Below are 15,529 nucleotides of genomic sequence, written 5' to 3' on the forward strand. Positions count from 1 at the left end.
CTCAGCTCAGGAGAAAACGGAGCCCCACCAGCAGGAGCATGATGGAGAAAGTACGCTTGAGAATCCGGGGGTTCAGCCGATGTGCCAGATTGGCGCCCACCCGGGCAAAGAAAACGCTGGTGAGAATAATACCGATCAGGGCCGGCAGATAAATGAAGCCGGCGCTCGGTTCCGGCAGTGCGGGATGATGCCACCCGGTCCAGATGTTACCCAGCGCACCGGACACGGCGATGGGCAGGCCACAGGCGGCAGATGTACCGACCGCCTGCTGCATCCGCACGTTACACCAGCTCAGGTAAGGCACCGTAAGGGTTCCCCCGCCGATTCCGAAAATCGCCGACCCCCAGCCAATAAAACCACCGGCGACGCCGAGGCCTGCCACCCCGGGAACGTCGCGACCCGGCTTGGGGTCAACCTGGAAAAACATTTTCAGCCCTACCAGAATGACAAAAATGCCGATGACCAGTTCGAGCGCGCGCCCGCTCATCAGGGATGCCGTCCAGGCACCAACCAGGGCGCCGCCAATAATCCCGACCGTCATGGGCCGGAACAGATCCCAACGCACGGCGCCGTGCTTGTTATGGGAGCGAATGGAGCTGACCGAGGTGAACACGATGGTCGCGAGCGAGGTGCCTACAGCCAGATGGGGAATAATATCCGGATCGATTCCCTGCAGACCAAAGGTGAACATCAACACGGGCACGATGATCAGCCCGCCACCAATGCCGAACAGCCCCGCCACGGTGCCTGCCAGGGCACCGAGGGCCAGATAAGAAGCTATTACGTAAAACAGAGTCATTGTTTGAGCCGCACCCGGGAAACCAAGGCTGGTATGATACACAGCGCAAGAGTCAACTTCATTAAATCCGGGAGCCCACACCTACACCATGTGCCTGATCGCTTTCGCCGTTGGCCAGAACCCTCATTTCCCATTGGTGGTTGCCGCCAATCGGGATGAATTTTTCCGCCGCCCGACGGCCGCCATGGACTGGTGGACCACAGAATCCGGCACCCGCGTGCTTGCCGGCCGTGATCTGCTTTCCGGGGGCACCTGGCTTGCAGTCAATGCCGATGGCGAGGTCAGTGCCGTGACCAATGTACGGGAAGGCACACCGGAGACCGGTCGAATCAGCCGGGGCGAACTGCCCTTGCGGGCCCTCACCGATTCCCGGGATAGGCTTGAGGGCTATCTACTTGATGAAGCCGATCAGTTTTCCGGCTTCAACCTCGTTCACCTGACCACGGGAGACGGCTGGTATTTCAGTAACCGGGATGCCCACCCCGGCCGGCGGATCCACCGCGGGGTCTACGGCCTGAGCAATCACCTTCTGCAGACACCCTGGCCCAAACTTCTGCGCCTCCGACAGGCCGCAGGGGACACCGTTGCCGCTGCCGGCCGCCACGCAGAAAAGCTGCACAACGAATTGATTCCTCTGCTTCAGGACAGCACGCCGGCACCGGACCACCTGCTGCCTGACACCGGCGTTGGGCTGGAGACCGAGCGCTTCCTGTCGTCGCCCTTTATCGTCGGCTCAGATTACGGCACCCGGGCAACCACCGTGGTGACCGTTTCAGCCAGCGGTGAAATCGAGGTGACGGAACAGAACTGGGGTCCGGATGCCCGGACCGGTGAACGACGTCACTTCCACTGGCGGCGATAGCGATCTGGCTCTGGTATAATCCGCGAAATTCTGCCACCCGATCGGAGGGCCTCTGATGGCCGGTGAACAAGGCGCCACATCGATAGCTGATTTTGAGAAGTCTCTTGATGAACTGGAAAAGCTGGTTCGCGATCTGGAGCAGGGCGAGCTGTCCCTGGAACAGTCCCTGACGGCGTTCGAGCGGGGTGTAAAGCTGACCCGGGAATGCCAGCAGGCGTTGAAGAGCGCCGAGCAACGGGTCGAACAACTGGTCCAGAACAGCGACGGCACCCTGGAAACCCGCCCGTTCTCACCGGATGATGCTGACTGATGTCCGGAAAGAACCTGCTTGCCTCTGATTTTCTGGAAACCTGCCGGGCCCGCGTCGATGCGGAACTGGACCGGTGCATTACCCGTGATTCCGCCTCTGGCCGGCTGCAGGAAGCCATGCGCTACAGCGTGCTGGGCGGTGGCAAGCGAATCCGCCCGGCACTGTGTCTTGCAGCGGCAAAGGCAATGGGACAGACCGGTGACGAGGCCCTGATCCCGGCCTGCTCAGTGGAACTGATCCACGCCTACTCGCTGATCCACGATGACCTGCCGGCCATGGATGACGATGAATTGCGCCGCGGACGGCCTACTACGCACATTGCCTTCGACGAAGCCACCGCCATCCTTGCTGGCGATGCCCTGCAGGCACTGGCTTTTGGCTGGCTTGCCGAAGCGCCGGGACTGCCTGAATCGGTGCGTCTGATCATGGTCCGGGAACTGGCCCGGGCCAGTGGCCACGGAGGAATGGTTGGTGGCCAGGCCATCGATCTGGAGTCCGTCGGCAAAACCCTGGCCCTGGCGCAACTTGAAACCATGCACCGCCACAAGACTGGCGCCCTTATCGAAACCAGCGTGCGAATTGGCGCCCTGACGGCGCCGTCGGTCGACGAACAGGCCCTGGCTTCCCTGACCCAGTACGCCAAAGCCCTGGGCCTGGCCTTCCAGGTTCAGGATGACCTTCTGGACATCGAGGGCGATACAACGGTCATTGGCAAACCCCAGGGCTCGGATGCCGCCCGCGCCAAACCCACCTACCCCGCCCTGCTTGGCCTGGAAGGCGCCAGGGAGCACCTGGCCAATCTGCTGGAACAGGCCCAGCAAAGTTTGCAGGCGTTTGGTCCCGAAGCAGACCCCCTGCGGGCAATGGCCGATTACGTGGTGGCAAGAACCCATTGAATCCCGGCGCTCCGAAGGCGCACACTGGCCGTAAATATTTTCGTAACAACTGGCCCGCTTTGTGTGAAACAGCTTCCCCTGTTCCCTTATAATGCCAGTCAGTTACTGAACGTACCGGAAAAGACCCGAGCAGATGCAGGACACTTATATTTTCAAGGAAATCCCGTCACAGCGGCCCAATACGCCGCTTCTGGACCGGATTGACGAACCGGCCCAGCTCAGAGAGCTGGCCCCGGAACAGCTGACCCGGCTGGCCCGGGAGCTCAGGGCCTTTCTGTTATGGTCAGTGGGCCAGACTGGCGGTCATTTCGGGGCCGGCCTGGGCGTGCTTGAGCTTACTGTCGCCCTTCACTACGTCTTTGATACGCCGAGCGACCGCCTGGTGTGGGACGTCGGCCATCAGGCCTACCCCCACAAGATCCTGACCGGACGGAAAGAGTCCATGGGAAGCATCCGCCGCAAAGGCGGTCTGGCCGGCTTCCCGAAACGGGCCGAAAGCGAGTACGACACCTTTGGCGTCGGCCATTCCAGCACTTCCATCAGCGCAGCGCTGGGCATGGCGATCGCAGCACGCCTGCAGCAGACCGGTCGAAAGAGCATTGCCGTTATTGGTGACGGCGCCATGACCGCCGGCATGGCGTTCGAGGCACTGAACCACGCCGGTCACCTGCACGCCGACATGCTGGTGATCCTCAACGACAATGACATGTCGATTTCCCGGAACGTTGGCGGGCTGTCCAACTACTTTGCCAAACTGCTGTCCAGTCGCACCTACAATCAGGTTCGCGATAGCAGCAAGAAGGTTCTGCAGGGAGCGCCACACCTGATGGCGCTGGCCAAGAAGACCGAGGAACACTTCAAGGGCATGATTGCCCCTGGCACACTGTTCGAGGAACTGGGGTTCAACTACATCGGCCCGATCGATGGCCACGACCTGCCCCTGCTGGTTGAAACCCTGGAGAACATCCGCGAACTTGAAGGTCCGCAGTTTCTGCATGTGGTGACGACCAAAGGCAAGGGTTTTGCCCCGGCCGAAGCCGATCCGATCGGCTATCACGCCATCAACAAGATCGAGCCGGTTCCACCCAGTAAACCCGAACCGGTCAAGTCGAAACCGAAGAAGCCCAAATATGCCAACGTCTTCGGGCAGTGGCTGTGCGATTCCGCCGAACAGGATCAGCGCGTGGTGGGCATCACCCCGGCCATGTGTGAAGGCTCGGATCTGCTGGCATTCTCACAGCGCTTCCCGGAACGCTACTTCGATGTCGCCATCGCCGAACAGCACGCAGTCACGCTGGCAGCAGGGCTCGCCTGTGACGGCGCCAAGCCGGTGGTCGCCATCTACTCGACGTTCCTGCAGCGGGCGTACGATCAACTGATTCACGATGTCGCTATCCAGAACCTGGATGTGCTGTTCGCGATTGATCGCGCAGGCCTGGTCGGTGAAGACGGCCCGACCCACGCTGGCGCCTTCGACATCAGCTACCTGCGCTGCGTGCCGAACATGGTGGTGATGACACCGTCGGACGAAAATGAAACCCGCCAGATGCTCCAGACCGGCATGCTCTACGAAGGACCGGCATCGGTGCGCTACCCCCGTGGCACAGGCCCCGGTGCCGAAATTCAGCAGGAACTGACGCCGCTTGAGATTGGCAAGGGCCGCCGGATTCGCAACGGCAAAGGTGTTGCCATCCTCAACTTTGGCACCCTGCTGGCGCCTGCTCTGGAGGCTGCAGAAGCCATCGGCGCGACGGTCGCAGACATGCGTTTCGTCAAACCCCTGGATGAAGAACTGGTGTTGGAGCTGGCCGAGCAGCATGAACTGCTGGTGACCCTGGAAGAAAACGCCATTGCCGGTGGTGCAGGCAGCGCCGTGACCGAATTCCTGAACAGCCGCCTGGTTACCTTGCCGGTACTTCAACTGGGCCTGCCCGATACCTTTATGGACCACGGCAAGCACGGGGAGCTGCTGGAAGAATGTGGTCTGGATGCCGCAGGTATTGAATCGTCTATCCGCACGCGGATCGAGACCCTGCGCCACCAGAACCTGAAAGCCGTCAAATAGACGGAACACAAACCTGAGAATGCAAAAAGCCCGCGGAGTTCGCGGGCTTTTTCGTATGTGGCGACAAACCCAGCTCAGATTTCGGGATCGTCGTCCTGATGGGTCTCCAGCCAGTGGCCGAGCTTGCTCTGCTTGGTATCGAGGTAGTGTTCATTGTGGGGGTTGCGGCCCACGTGCAGAGGTACCCTTTCCGTAATGTCGATGCCGTAGGAGGAGAGCGCTTTGACCTTGCGGGGATTATTGGTCATCAGCCTCAGGCTCCTGATACCGAGATGCTCCAGCATGTCCTTGCACATGCTGTAGTCACGAAGATCGGCCGCGAAACCCAGACGCTCGTTGGCCTCTACCGTATCCGCGCCCTGATCCTGCAGATGGTAGGCGCGGATCTTGTTCAACAGGCCGATTCCCCGACCCTCCTGACGCAGATACATGAGGATACCCCGACCTTCCCGGGCAATGCTGCGCAGCGCCTCTTCCAGCTGGTAGCCGCAATCACACCGCATGCTATAGAGGGCGTCGCCGGTCAGACATTCGGAATGCGTGCGGGCCAGCATGGGTTCGTCGCTATCCAGGTCGCCGAGAGTCAGGGCGACGTGTTCCTTTCCGGTGTCCGGTTCTTCAAAGCCGTGCATATCAAATACCCCGAACGGGGTCGGCAACCGGCAGGTCTGGATGTAACGAACAGCCACAGTGTTTCCTCGTGGTTCAGTCAATCGGGCCGCGCATTCTATCACGGGCCCGCCCGCTTGGCGTAGTCTCGGCACTGTCGCTCCTCCGGAGTGGTCTTGGTAACCAACACTTACGAGCGCGGCGGTCCGCCAGATCAGGCTTTATCGGCGACCCAGTGGCCACTGCGGCCGCCTTTCTTCTCCAGCAGACGCACGGAATCAATCTCCATGCCACGATCGACCGCCTTGCACATGTCGTATAGCGTCAGTGCCGCCACGCTTGCCGCGGTTAACGCCTCCATCTCGACACCGGTCTGGCCGGAAAGTTTGCAGCGGGTCAGAATATGTACAGATGCCCCGTCGTCGCCCGGAGTCAGTTCAACTTTTACAGACGTCAGGTTCAGCGCATGACACAAGGGAATCAGATCATGGGTTTTCTTTGCGGCCATGATACCGGCGATGCGGGCAACAGCCAGGACATCCCCTTTGGGATGCTCACCCTCAATAATCATGTTCAGGGTTTCCGGCGCCATGCGGATGGTAGCTTCAGCGCGGGCCTCGCGTTCGGTGGCCGCCTTGTCGGTCACGTCCACCATGCGGGCTTCGCCCTTGTCGTCGAGATGGGTCAGTTTACTCACGGTCTCTCCCGGAATCGGTTGTGCAAGATGGTGAAAAATGCAGGAACGACAGCATAACAGACATGGCCACGGCGTCGCTGACAAGTGTCAGCTTTGGGGCCACCAGAAGCGGATACCGGCGATGCCCTGACCGCCCCGCTGGCGAGCCTCGCGGAGATCGCCGGGCGACAAACCGCCCAGGGCAAATACCGGAAGCACCGCTTCCGACACCAGGTCGGCAAAGACCGACCATCCCAGGGTCGGCGCACCCGGATGGCTTTCGGTCGGCTGGACTGGCCCCAGGGTCACATAGTCCGCTCCGATAGCCGTCGCATGATCGATTTCCTGCCTGTCATGGCAGGAAACCCCCAGCCAGACATCTTCCGGAACCGGTCTGGCCGAGAGCTTGGCCGCCTCGCGCCAGGGCAGGTGCAGCCCATGGGCGCCGGGTATGGCGCGGAATACCTCCGGTCCACCGTGCACAATCAGTGTAGCTCCGGTCTTTTCACAAACCGGCAACGCGTTCGCCGCCAACTCCCGATAGGCCAGCGGACTCAACGCCGGAGCCCGGAGCAGTACCAGCGGTGGTCGAGCGGCGCTCAGCCCCTCCTGCAGGTGCGCAAGGGCTGGCTCCAGGCCATTCTCGGAACCGGTGATTGCCAACTGCCGGGGCAGACGCAGAGCGCGAATGATCGGCCGGTTGGCGGCGGGGAAATCCTCATCCCGAAGCTGCTCCGAGGTCAGCCATTCCACGGGCTGCCCCTCACATCCCCTTGCTTCGCCCTCGGCAGCGCTGGTTTCCCAGACGTCCAGGAAAACCCGCTTGTCGCCATAATCGTGCCGAATACCGATAACAGGCTCCAGGGAACCCGCCGGCACGTGAAGACCGGTTTCCTCGGCAATTTCGCGCACAAGCGCCGCCTGAACCGTCTCGCCAGGCTCCACCTTGCCACCGGGAAACTCCAGTAAGCCCCCCTGGTGAACGTGGTCTGGCCGTCGGGCGATCAGCACCCGGCCATCACGGACGATGACCGCCACAGCAACGTGAACCTCTTTGACCGGCGTCTCTCTGGCAGACATGCTCAGGTACGATACTCGGCGTTAATAGTCACGTAATCGTGGGAGAAATCGCAGGTCCACACGGTTTCCCGAACATCACCCCGCTTGAGGTCGATGGCAATGGTGATCTCTTCCCGATCCATCACGGCCTGCCCGCGGGCTTCCGAGTAATCCTCGGCCCGGCCACCGTTGCGGACCAGGCAGACATCGCCCAGATAGATTTCAAGGGCATTGAGGTCCAGTCCTTCGACACCGGCGCGACCAACCGCCGCCAGAATCCGGCCCCAATTGGGGTCCGAGGCGAACAGTGCGGTCTTGACCAACGGCGAATGCGCCACGGTATAGGCAACGTCCAGAGCCTCCTGCTGACCGGCCGCTCCGCTGACGTCGATGGTGACAAACTTCGTTGCTCCTTCGCCGTCGCGGACAATGGCGTGGGCCAGTTCCAGATAGATTGCCTGCAAGGCCTCCCGCAGCTTCGGCAGCGCCGCGCTGGAGGCCGTAATCTCTGGGCCGGAATACTGGCCGCTGGCCATCAGCATGCAGGCGTCATTGGTAGAGGTGTCGCCATCGATAGTGATGCGGTTGAAGGACTTCTCCCCCAATTCCGAGGCAAGTGTCTGCAGCAGCTCCGGCGCAATCCGGGCATCGGTGGCAATAAAACCGAGCATCGTCGCCATGTTGGGACGAATCATGCCCGCACCCTTGCTGATGCCCGAGATGGTTACCGTGTGACCATCCAGCTCAACCTGACAGGAAGCGCCCTTGGGGCGGGTGTCCGTGGTCATGATACCACTGGCAGCTTCAGCCCAGCGATTCTCGGCAGTGTTCGCCAAAGCCTCCGGAAGCGCGCCAACGATCTTCTGGACCGGCAACGGCTCGCCAATCACCCCCGTGGAAAACGGCAGAATTTCGGCTTCCGTGACGCCCGCCTGCTTTGCCAGGGCCTGGCAACAGGCCATAGCATCCCGCATACCTTGCTCACCAGTACCGGCGTTGGCATTGCCCGTGTTGATCAAGAGGTACCGGGGCGAGGTCTCGGCCAGATGCCGGCGGCTGAGGGTAACCGGTGCTGCACAGAACTGGTTTTTCGTGAAGATACCGGCAACCCGGCTTTCCGGGGCCAGCTCGAAAACAACCACGTCCTTGCGTCCCGGCTTCTTTATACCGGCACTGGCTATGCCGACCTTGATTCCGGCTACCGGATAAAACTCAGGTAAGGTTCCCGGACCTACCGCCATTCTGCCACTCCTCTTGTCTGGGGGTGCGTTCGAGGTAACACACGACCCGCTGAAAACGAAAAAACCCGCATCCCACCAGTTGTGGCTGGCAGAGTGCGGGTTCCGATGGTGCGGTCAGTGCTCTGAATCAGCTGACCTTGCCATGACACTGCTTGTACTTCTTGCCGGACCCGCAGGGGCAGGGTTCGTTTCGACCCACCTTGCGCTCCTGTCGAACGAAGGTTTCCGGAGTCGACTGCCGGGCTTCGTCAGCCTCACCCTCACCCTGGCTCTGGGCCGTGGCGCTGGTTTCGTCGTGGCGCAGACGGGCCTTTGCGAGCTCTTCTTCCAGCTCCTGTTTGCGACGGCGCTCGACTTCTTCCATCTCCTCACGGCTCTGGACACGCACGTGGCAGAGTACCCGGGTAACATCCCGCTTCATGGTATCAAGCATGGTTTCAAACAGGTTGAACGCCTCGCGTTTGTACTCCTGCTTGGGGTTCTTCTGGGCATAACCCCGCAGATGGATACCACGGCGCAGATGGTCCATGTTGGAAAGATGCTCTTTCCAGAGGGTATCGAGCACCTGCAGGAACACCTGCTTCTCGAACTTGCGCATGGCCTCGGAACCGGCAATCTCTTCCTTGGCCTGGTAGGCAGCCACGATCTCGTCGAGAATCTTCTGGCGCAGGTTTTCTTCGTACAGCTTGTTGTCTTCTTCCAGCCACTTCTGAACCGGCAGATCAATCGCCATCTCTGACTGGAGCTGTGCTTCCAGCCCGGCGACGTCCCATTGTTCCGGCATACTCTGGGGCGGAATGTATTCACTGATCAACGAATCGACAACGTCTTCCCGAATGGTCGTCACCATGTCCGAAATGTCGTCGGAAGACATGACTTCGTTGCGCTGGTCGTAGATAACCGTGCGCTGGTCGTTGGCCACGTCATCGTATTCCAGCAGGGTCTTACGCATGTCGAAGTTGCGACCTTCCACCTTGCGCTGGGATTTCTCGATCGCGTTGGTCACCATACGGTGCTCGATGGCCTCCCCCTTCTTCATGCCCATGGCCTGCATCAGGCTCTTGACCCGGTCTGGGGCAAAGATGCGCATGAGGTTGTCTTCCAGAGACAGGAAGAACCTTGAGGAGCCAGGATCACCCTGACGCCCGGCACGACCGCGAAGCTGGTTGTCAATTCGACGGGATTCGTGACGCTCGGTACCAATGATGTGCAGACCGCCGGCCTCCAGCACCTGATTGTGACGCTCGGTCCACTCGGCCTTGGCCCGGGCAATCTCCTCTTCGGAGGGATTGTCCATTGCGGCAACTTCGTGTTCCCAGTTACCGCCCAGCACGATATCGGTACCACGGCCAGCCATGTTGGTGGCGATGGTGACCGCCCCGGGGCGGCCCGCCTGGGCAATGATATGGGCTTCGGATTCGTGCTGCTTGGCGTTCAGGATCTTGTGTTCGATCCGCGCCTTCTTGAGCAGCATGGAGAGCAGTTCGGAGGCCTCGATGGAGGCGGTACCGACGAGAATCGGACGTCCTTCGGCAGTGACATCCTTGATCTCGTCAATAATGGCGTGGAATTTCTCTTCCTGGGTCAGGTAGACCAGGTCGTTGTAATCGGTCCGCTGGATCGGCTTGTTGGGGGGAATGACCACCACATCGAGGCCGTAGATCTGGCGAAACTCGAAGGCTTCGGTATCTGCCGTACCGGTCATGCCGGCCAGCTTGTCGTACAGCCGGAAATAATTCTGGAAGGTGGTCGATGCCAGCGTCTGGCTCTCGGCCTGAATCTTGACGCCCTCTTTGGCCTCAACGGCCTGGTGCAGACCTTCACTCCAGCGACGACCCGGCATGGTACGACCGGTATGCTCGTCGACGATGACCACCTGGCCGCCCTGGACGATATAATCCACGTCTTTCTGGAACAGGTGGTGGGCCCGCAATGCTGAGTGCACATGGTGCAACAGGCTGAGGTTGGCGGCGGAATAGAGGCTCTCACCTTCCTTCAGAAGGCCACGCTCAAGCAGCAGCTCTTCAACCTTCTCGTGACCGCTTTCTGTCAGCTCAACCTGGCGGGATTTCTCATCGATGGTGAAGTCACCGGTCGGCTCTCCTTCCTCAGGCACTTCGCCCTTTTCGAGGTTGGGGATCAGTTCATTGATGGCCTGATAAAGCTTTGAACTGTCCTCGGCTGCCCCGGAGATAATCAGCGGCGTTCTGGCTTCGTCGATCAGGATAGAGTCCACCTCGTCCACGATCGCATAGTTCAGCCCGCGCTGGACCTTGTCTTCGGTACTGAACGCCATGTTGTCGCGCAGGTAGTCGAAGCCGAATTCGTTGTTGGTACCGTAGGTAATATCGGCCTGGTAGGCTGCCCGCTTTTCCTCCGCTGGCTGGCCCGAGGCCACGACACCCACCTGCATGCCCAGGAACCGATAGAGCTTGCCCATCCAGTCGGCATCACGACGGGCCAGGTAATCGTTCACGGTAACCACGTGGACACCCTTGCCGGACAACGCGTTGAGGTACACGGAAGCGGTAGCAACCAGCGTCTTGCCCTCACCGGTCTTCATTTCCGCGATCCGGCCTTCGTGCAGGGTGATACCACCGATCAGCTGGACGTCGTAATGACGCATACCCATAACCCGGCGGCCCGCTTCACGCACGGTTGCGAAGGCTTCCGCAAGAAGCGCATCCAGGGATTCGCCTTCGTCGATCCGACGACGGAACTCCGCGGTCTTGCCCTGCAACTCGGAGTCGGACAGATTGCCATATTGCTCTTCAAGCTCGTTAATGCGCATGACCGTCTTGCGCATTCTCTTGATTTCTCTGGCGTTTTTACTGCCGAACATCTTGGTTGCAAGCTTTGTGAACATAGACCACTGCTTCTTTGATTAAACGGAGGAAGCCGGCATTCTAACCTTATTTTGTAACAGGACAAAAGGTAGGCCTCACACAGGCGCAATAAGTCGCTGATGAGGCACCGGATTCACGGATAAAAACTGGCCGGAGGCCGACTGGCGGGAAAGTACTGACAACGGCTTGCGGGCCGGAACCGAATTAGCGGCTCGCCCGCTTGATGTAGGTTTCCGGGTTTTCAGACTTGCCATTCCGGATGACTTCAAAGTGCACGTGAGGCCCGGTGGAACGGCCTGTGCTGCCCATCAGCGCGACTACCTGGCCTTTCTGGACAACATCGCCCACCTTCACCTTGATAGTCTTGCAGTGGGCATAGCGGGTTATCAGACCATCACCATGGTCGACTTCCACAAGGTTACCGTAGCCATAGCGCTCTCCGGCATAGGTAACGACACCGCCGGCGACCGAAATAATGTCACTGCCATCCTTGCCGGCCAAATCAACACCGGCATGCCAGGTCCGCTTGCCGGTAAACGGATCGGACCGGTAACCGTACTTCGAAGACAGCCAGCCCCAGGTGATCGGACGGCCTTCCAGGTACAGCTCATCTTCGAGCCGCTTGCTGGAGGCCAGCTGGTCGAGCAACCGCAGTTGCTGCTCGCGGTCTTCGATTCGCCATTCCATTTCCTCAATCATCCGGGTCAGCTCAGGTGCGGAGAAGGAATCCCCGGACAAGGCATCTTCTGGCCCGCCGACTGCAGCCGGCTGATCGAAGTTGAATTCGTCACTGGCCACGAGGCCGGATTCCACAAACCGCTGGCCCAGCGCATCCAGTCGCAGGAGACGGCCCTGGATCTCGCCGAGGCGAAGAGTCAGCGCATCAACCTGTTGCTGAACGTTCTCCTCAATACTGGCCAGTTCTGCCTTCTGGTCTGCCAGCTTCTGTTTCCAATCGGCGACCAGCTCGGAGTTGGTGGGCTCTCTGGCCTCTACCTGCTGCACAGCCATTTGATACCCTGCCCAGCCGGCCGCGACCAGCAGGGAGAGCACGAGGAACAGCAAGCAGGCAGCAAGCGTGCTGTTGATCGACAGCACACGGGACTTTCCGTGGCGTTTGCCAACGAGAATAATGTTCATATCATCATCTGGTTTCATCGTTGAGCCGCAACCGCATCCTGTAGTGTTGCGCCCCGGAAAAATCCGAAGGGGGTCTGCCATCCTTTGGCAACAGCTACATACTGAAAAAATTGCAGCGCCCGGTAGACATACTCATTTATCACAATGTAAAACGAGTGTAATACAGGCACTACGCATAAACCGTGCCGAAGTGTAACCAATCGTAAACGCAGCCGTCGAGTAAAAACGCCGCCATGAAACGCAAAAGCGAGCAAAAAATGACCTTCGACAAGCTTGGCAGAACCCCGGTACTGAAGGATCTTGTGGCAAAGGCCGAGCTCCATCGACAGGCGGAAGGAGAAGTCCTGGCCGCCCTGCCGAGCGAGCTGGTCAACGGGACACGCTTTGTCAGCTGCAAGGACGGAGAGCTGGTCCTGACCACCGAAACCGCGGGTAAAGCGAGTCAGATCCGGTTCCGCCAGCACGAAATCATGGAAAAGCTGCGAGAGAACGAACTGTTCCGGTTCGTCTGGAAACTGAAGGTCAAGGTTGCACCGCCCAGATTTCGGGAAAAACCGGTGTTCAAAAAAGAACCCTTGAGCAAAGAAAATGCCCGGCTCCTCAAAGAGGAGGCCGGGCACACGAAGGATAAAGCATTACGCGAGGTTCTCGAAAAACTCGCTAGCCACGTCCGGGATTAAAGCGTCCTGCTTCAGCCCGCCGCCAGCACAGGCTTCATATAGGAAATCGGGGCAGTGGCCTCGTCATCAAAGGTAACCACTTCCCAGGCATCCTCTTCTGCCCTGAGCTTGCGCAACAGCTTATTGTTCAGATCGTGGCCGGATTTGATCCCCCGGAACTCACCAATCAGGCTGTTGCCCAACTGATAGAGATCGCCGATGGCATCAAGCAGCTTGTGCTTCACAAATTCGTCGTCATAGCGCAGACCGTCTTCGTTGAGGATCTTGTAGTCATCAACAACGATGGCGTTGTCCACACTGCCGCCGAGAGCAAGGTTCATGGCACGCAATTTTTCGATGTCACGCATGAACCCGAAAGTCCGAGCGCGACTCACTTCCTTGACAAAGGAGGTACTGGAAAAATCGACGGTTGCTGTCTGGGCGCGGCCCTTGAACACGGGGTGATCAAAGTCGATACCGAAGCTCACCTTGAAGCCTTCGAAAGGCAGCAGGGTGGCCTTCTTGTCGCCTTCCTCAACCGTTACCTCACGCTTGATGCGGATGAAACGCTTGGCTGCATCCTGTTCGGCAATGCCGGCGGACTGCAGAAGGAACACAAAAGGACCGGCAGAACCGTCCATGATGGGCACTTCCGCGGCACTTAGTTCGACGAAACAGTTATCAATCCCGAGACCAGCCATGGCCGAGAGCAGATGCTCCACAGTCGCCACACGGACACCGTTTTTTACCAGCGTCGTGGACAGCATGGTCTCACCTACATTCTCCGCGCAGGCACGAATCTCAACCATCGGGTCAAGATCGGTACGGCGGAAGATGATACCGGAGTCCACCGGGGCAGGCTTGAGGGTCAGGTAGACCTTCTCACCCGAGTGCAAGCCAACACCGGTGGCACGGATGGTGTTTTTAAGTGTCCGTTGTCTGATCATCGGTACATAATTCCGTCACAAAAAGGCGATATTCTAGGCAAAAATCTGCCCGGAGAATATCAGAAAATAAGACTGAATACCATTTAACCAATCCGTTGTTGCTGAATGTTCATCCAGCATCCAACCCATGGCAATCAGTGCACGTATTTACCGGATACCGGGTTCCATGTTTCGCACAAGAACCACAACCGGATCACAATTGCACCAGATTATCAGTCAGCCTGGCGACGGAGGAATGCGGGAATATCGAGATAGTCGACACCCTGCTCCTCGCTATCCTTGCTCTGGTCGATTGCCACGTTTCCATGGGAAACGGCCCGGCGACGCAGAACAGCGGGACGATCCAGCTGGTTGTAATCGGTTTTTCCATCCAGAGTGCGGGTATTGTCCACCACCTTGGTCGGCTTCTCACGATCACCACCCAGGCCGGTCGCAACAACCGTTACCTTCAGTTCGTCGGTCATTTCCGGATCAATAACGGTACCGACAACGACGGTGGCAGAGTCAGAAGCAAACTCACGCACAATGTCGCCAACCTCGGAGAATTCGCCCAGGTTGAGATCCATGCCCGCGGTAATGTTGACCAGAATACCCTTGGCACCCTGCAGGTTGATGTCTTCGAGCAGCGGGCTGCGAACGGCCGCTTCGGCGGCTTCCCGCGCACGATTTTCACCCGTGGCACGGGCGGTGCCCATCATCGCCATACCCATCTCGGACATGACCGTCTTCACGTCGGCGAAGTCGACGTTGATCATACCGTTGCGGGTAATCAGATCAGCGATACCCTGAACTGCGCCCAGAAGCACATCGTTAGCTGCGGCAAATGCGTCCAGCAGGCTGGTTTTCTTGCCCATGACCGCCAGCAGCTTTTCATTGGGAATGGTAATCAGGGAATCAACGCTTTCTTCCAGCTCTTTCAGACCGGATTCAGCAACGCTCATGCGCTTGCCGCCTTCGAACATGAAAGGCTTGGTGACCACTGCAACGGTCAGGATGCCCAGTTCGCGGGCTACTTCCGCTACGATCGGCGCGGCACCGGTACCGGTACCACCGCCCATGCCCGCGGTAATGAAGACCATATCCGCGCCCTTGATGGCTTCGGCGATACGATCGCGGTCTTCCAGGGCAGACTGGCGACCGACTTCCGGATTGGCGCCGGCACCCAGCCCCTTGGTGATATTGCCACCGAGCTGGATGATCTGGCGCGCATCCATATCGGTCAGCGCCTGAGCATCTGTGTTGGCGCAGATGAATTCCACACCTTCGATGTCGCTGTTAAGCATATGGCGAACGGCGTTGCCGCCACCACCGCCTACACCGACGACTTTAATGACAGCGTTTTGCTGGACATTATCGACGAGTTCAAACATTTCCCCTACTCCTTCGTGCTGTTTTCAGCCCTTGTTCCGGGCTGTTTGTT

14 protein-coding genes are annotated in these 15,529 nt (G+C 59.1%); 5 read left to right on the forward strand and 9 right to left on the reverse strand.

Annotation, left to right across the window (positions count from 1 at the left end):
* Position 1 precedes the first annotated feature (1 nt).
* Positions 2–799 (reverse strand): sulfite exporter TauE/SafE family protein, encoded by a 798-nt coding sequence (locus tag KYE_RS18420; RefSeq protein WP_008176475.1) that lies wholly within the window; start codon positions 797–799, stop codon positions 2–4.
* 88 nt (positions 800–887) lie between these two features.
* On the opposite strand from KYE_RS18420, the gene KYE_RS18425 reads away from it, so the two are divergent.
* The 4 genes from KYE_RS18425 to dxs all read left to right on the forward strand — a co-directional run bounded on the left by KYE_RS18425 (position 888) and on the right by dxs (position 4,932).
* A complete protein-coding gene (locus KYE_RS18425; protein ID WP_008176476.1) occupies positions 888–1,661 on the forward strand; it encodes an NRDE family protein in 774 nt (257 codons plus the stop codon).
* Between the two features lie 55 nt (positions 1,662–1,716).
* Positions 1,717–1,971 carry an exodeoxyribonuclease VII small subunit gene (locus KYE_RS18430; RefSeq protein WP_008176478.1) on the forward strand — a complete coding sequence of 85 codons (255 nt, stop codon included), beginning with the start codon at positions 1,717–1,719 and terminating at the stop codon, positions 1,969–1,971.
* The gene (locus KYE_RS18435; protein ID WP_008176481.1) at positions 1,971–2,867 is read left to right on the forward strand and encodes a polyprenyl synthetase family protein; all 897 of its coding nucleotides are present in this window, start codon (positions 1,971–1,973) and stop codon (positions 2,865–2,867) included. The genes KYE_RS18430 and KYE_RS18435 overlap by 1 nt, the downstream gene beginning before the upstream one ends.
* Positions 2,868–3,000: 133 nt before the next feature.
* Positions 3,001–4,932 (forward strand): 1-deoxy-D-xylulose-5-phosphate synthase, encoded by a 1,932-nt coding sequence (gene dxs, locus KYE_RS18440; RefSeq protein WP_008176482.1) that lies wholly within the window; start codon positions 3,001–3,003, stop codon positions 4,930–4,932.
* Positions 4,933–5,006: 74 nt separating this feature from the next.
* Here the strand turns inward: dxs and ribA are convergent, their stop codons facing one another.
* The 6 genes from ribA to KYE_RS18470 all read right to left on the reverse strand — a co-directional run bounded on the left by ribA (position 5,007) and on the right by KYE_RS18470 (position 12,521).
* A complete protein-coding gene (ribA, locus tag KYE_RS18445; RefSeq protein WP_008176485.1) occupies positions 5,007–5,621 on the reverse strand; it encodes a GTP cyclohydrolase II in 615 nt (204 codons plus the stop codon).
* A 134-nt stretch (positions 5,622–5,755) separates the two neighbouring features.
* Positions 5,756–6,238 carry a cyclic pyranopterin monophosphate synthase MoaC gene (gene moaC, locus KYE_RS18450; protein ID WP_008176486.1) on the reverse strand — a complete coding sequence of 161 codons (483 nt, stop codon included), beginning with the start codon at positions 6,236–6,238 and terminating at the stop codon, positions 5,756–5,758.
* A gap of 87 nt (positions 6,239–6,325) precedes the next feature.
* Positions 6,326–7,297 (reverse strand): Nudix family hydrolase, encoded by a 972-nt coding sequence (locus KYE_RS18455; protein ID WP_008176488.1) that lies wholly within the window; start codon positions 7,295–7,297, stop codon positions 6,326–6,328.
* A gap of 2 nt (positions 7,298–7,299) precedes the next feature.
* Positions 7,300–8,517 (reverse strand): bifunctional glutamate N-acetyltransferase/amino-acid acetyltransferase ArgJ, encoded by a 1,218-nt coding sequence (gene argJ / locus KYE_RS18460; protein WP_008176490.1) that lies wholly within the window; start codon positions 8,515–8,517, stop codon positions 7,300–7,302.
* A 127-nt stretch (positions 8,518–8,644) separates the two neighbouring features.
* Positions 8,645–11,383 carry a preprotein translocase subunit SecA gene (secA, locus tag KYE_RS18465; protein ID WP_008176491.1) on the reverse strand — a complete coding sequence of 913 codons (2,739 nt, stop codon included), beginning with the start codon at positions 11,381–11,383 and terminating at the stop codon, positions 8,645–8,647.
* A 184-nt stretch (positions 11,384–11,567) separates the two neighbouring features.
* Positions 11,568–12,521 (reverse strand): M23 family metallopeptidase, encoded by a 954-nt coding sequence (locus tag KYE_RS18470; protein WP_008176493.1) that lies wholly within the window; start codon positions 12,519–12,521, stop codon positions 11,568–11,570.
* 215 nt (positions 12,522–12,736) lie between these two features.
* On the opposite strand from KYE_RS18470, the gene KYE_RS18475 reads away from it, so the two are divergent.
* Complete coding sequence (locus KYE_RS18475; protein WP_008176496.1) at positions 12,737–13,183, forward strand: DUF721 domain-containing protein; 447 nt, start codon at positions 12,737–12,739, stop codon at positions 13,181–13,183.
* Between the two features lie 11 nt (positions 13,184–13,194).
* Here KYE_RS18475 and lpxC read toward each other — a convergent pair whose 3' ends face one another.
* Positions 13,195–14,109 carry a UDP-3-O-acyl-N-acetylglucosamine deacetylase gene (gene lpxC, locus KYE_RS18480; RefSeq protein ID WP_008176497.1) on the reverse strand — a complete coding sequence of 305 codons (915 nt, stop codon included), beginning with the start codon at positions 14,107–14,109 and terminating at the stop codon, positions 13,195–13,197.
* A gap of 212 nt (positions 14,110–14,321) precedes the next feature.
* The gene (gene ftsZ, locus KYE_RS18485; protein ID WP_008176500.1) at positions 14,322–15,479 is read right to left on the reverse strand and encodes a cell division protein FtsZ; all 1,158 of its coding nucleotides are present in this window, start codon (positions 15,477–15,479) and stop codon (positions 14,322–14,324) included.
* Between the last annotated feature and the right edge of the window lie 50 nt (positions 15,480–15,529).

The sequence above is a fragment of the Marinobacter manganoxydans MnI7-9 genome, from assembly GCF_000235625.1.
GTDB classification, from domain to species: Bacteria; Pseudomonadota; Gammaproteobacteria; order Pseudomonadales; family Oleiphilaceae; genus Marinobacter; species Marinobacter manganoxydans.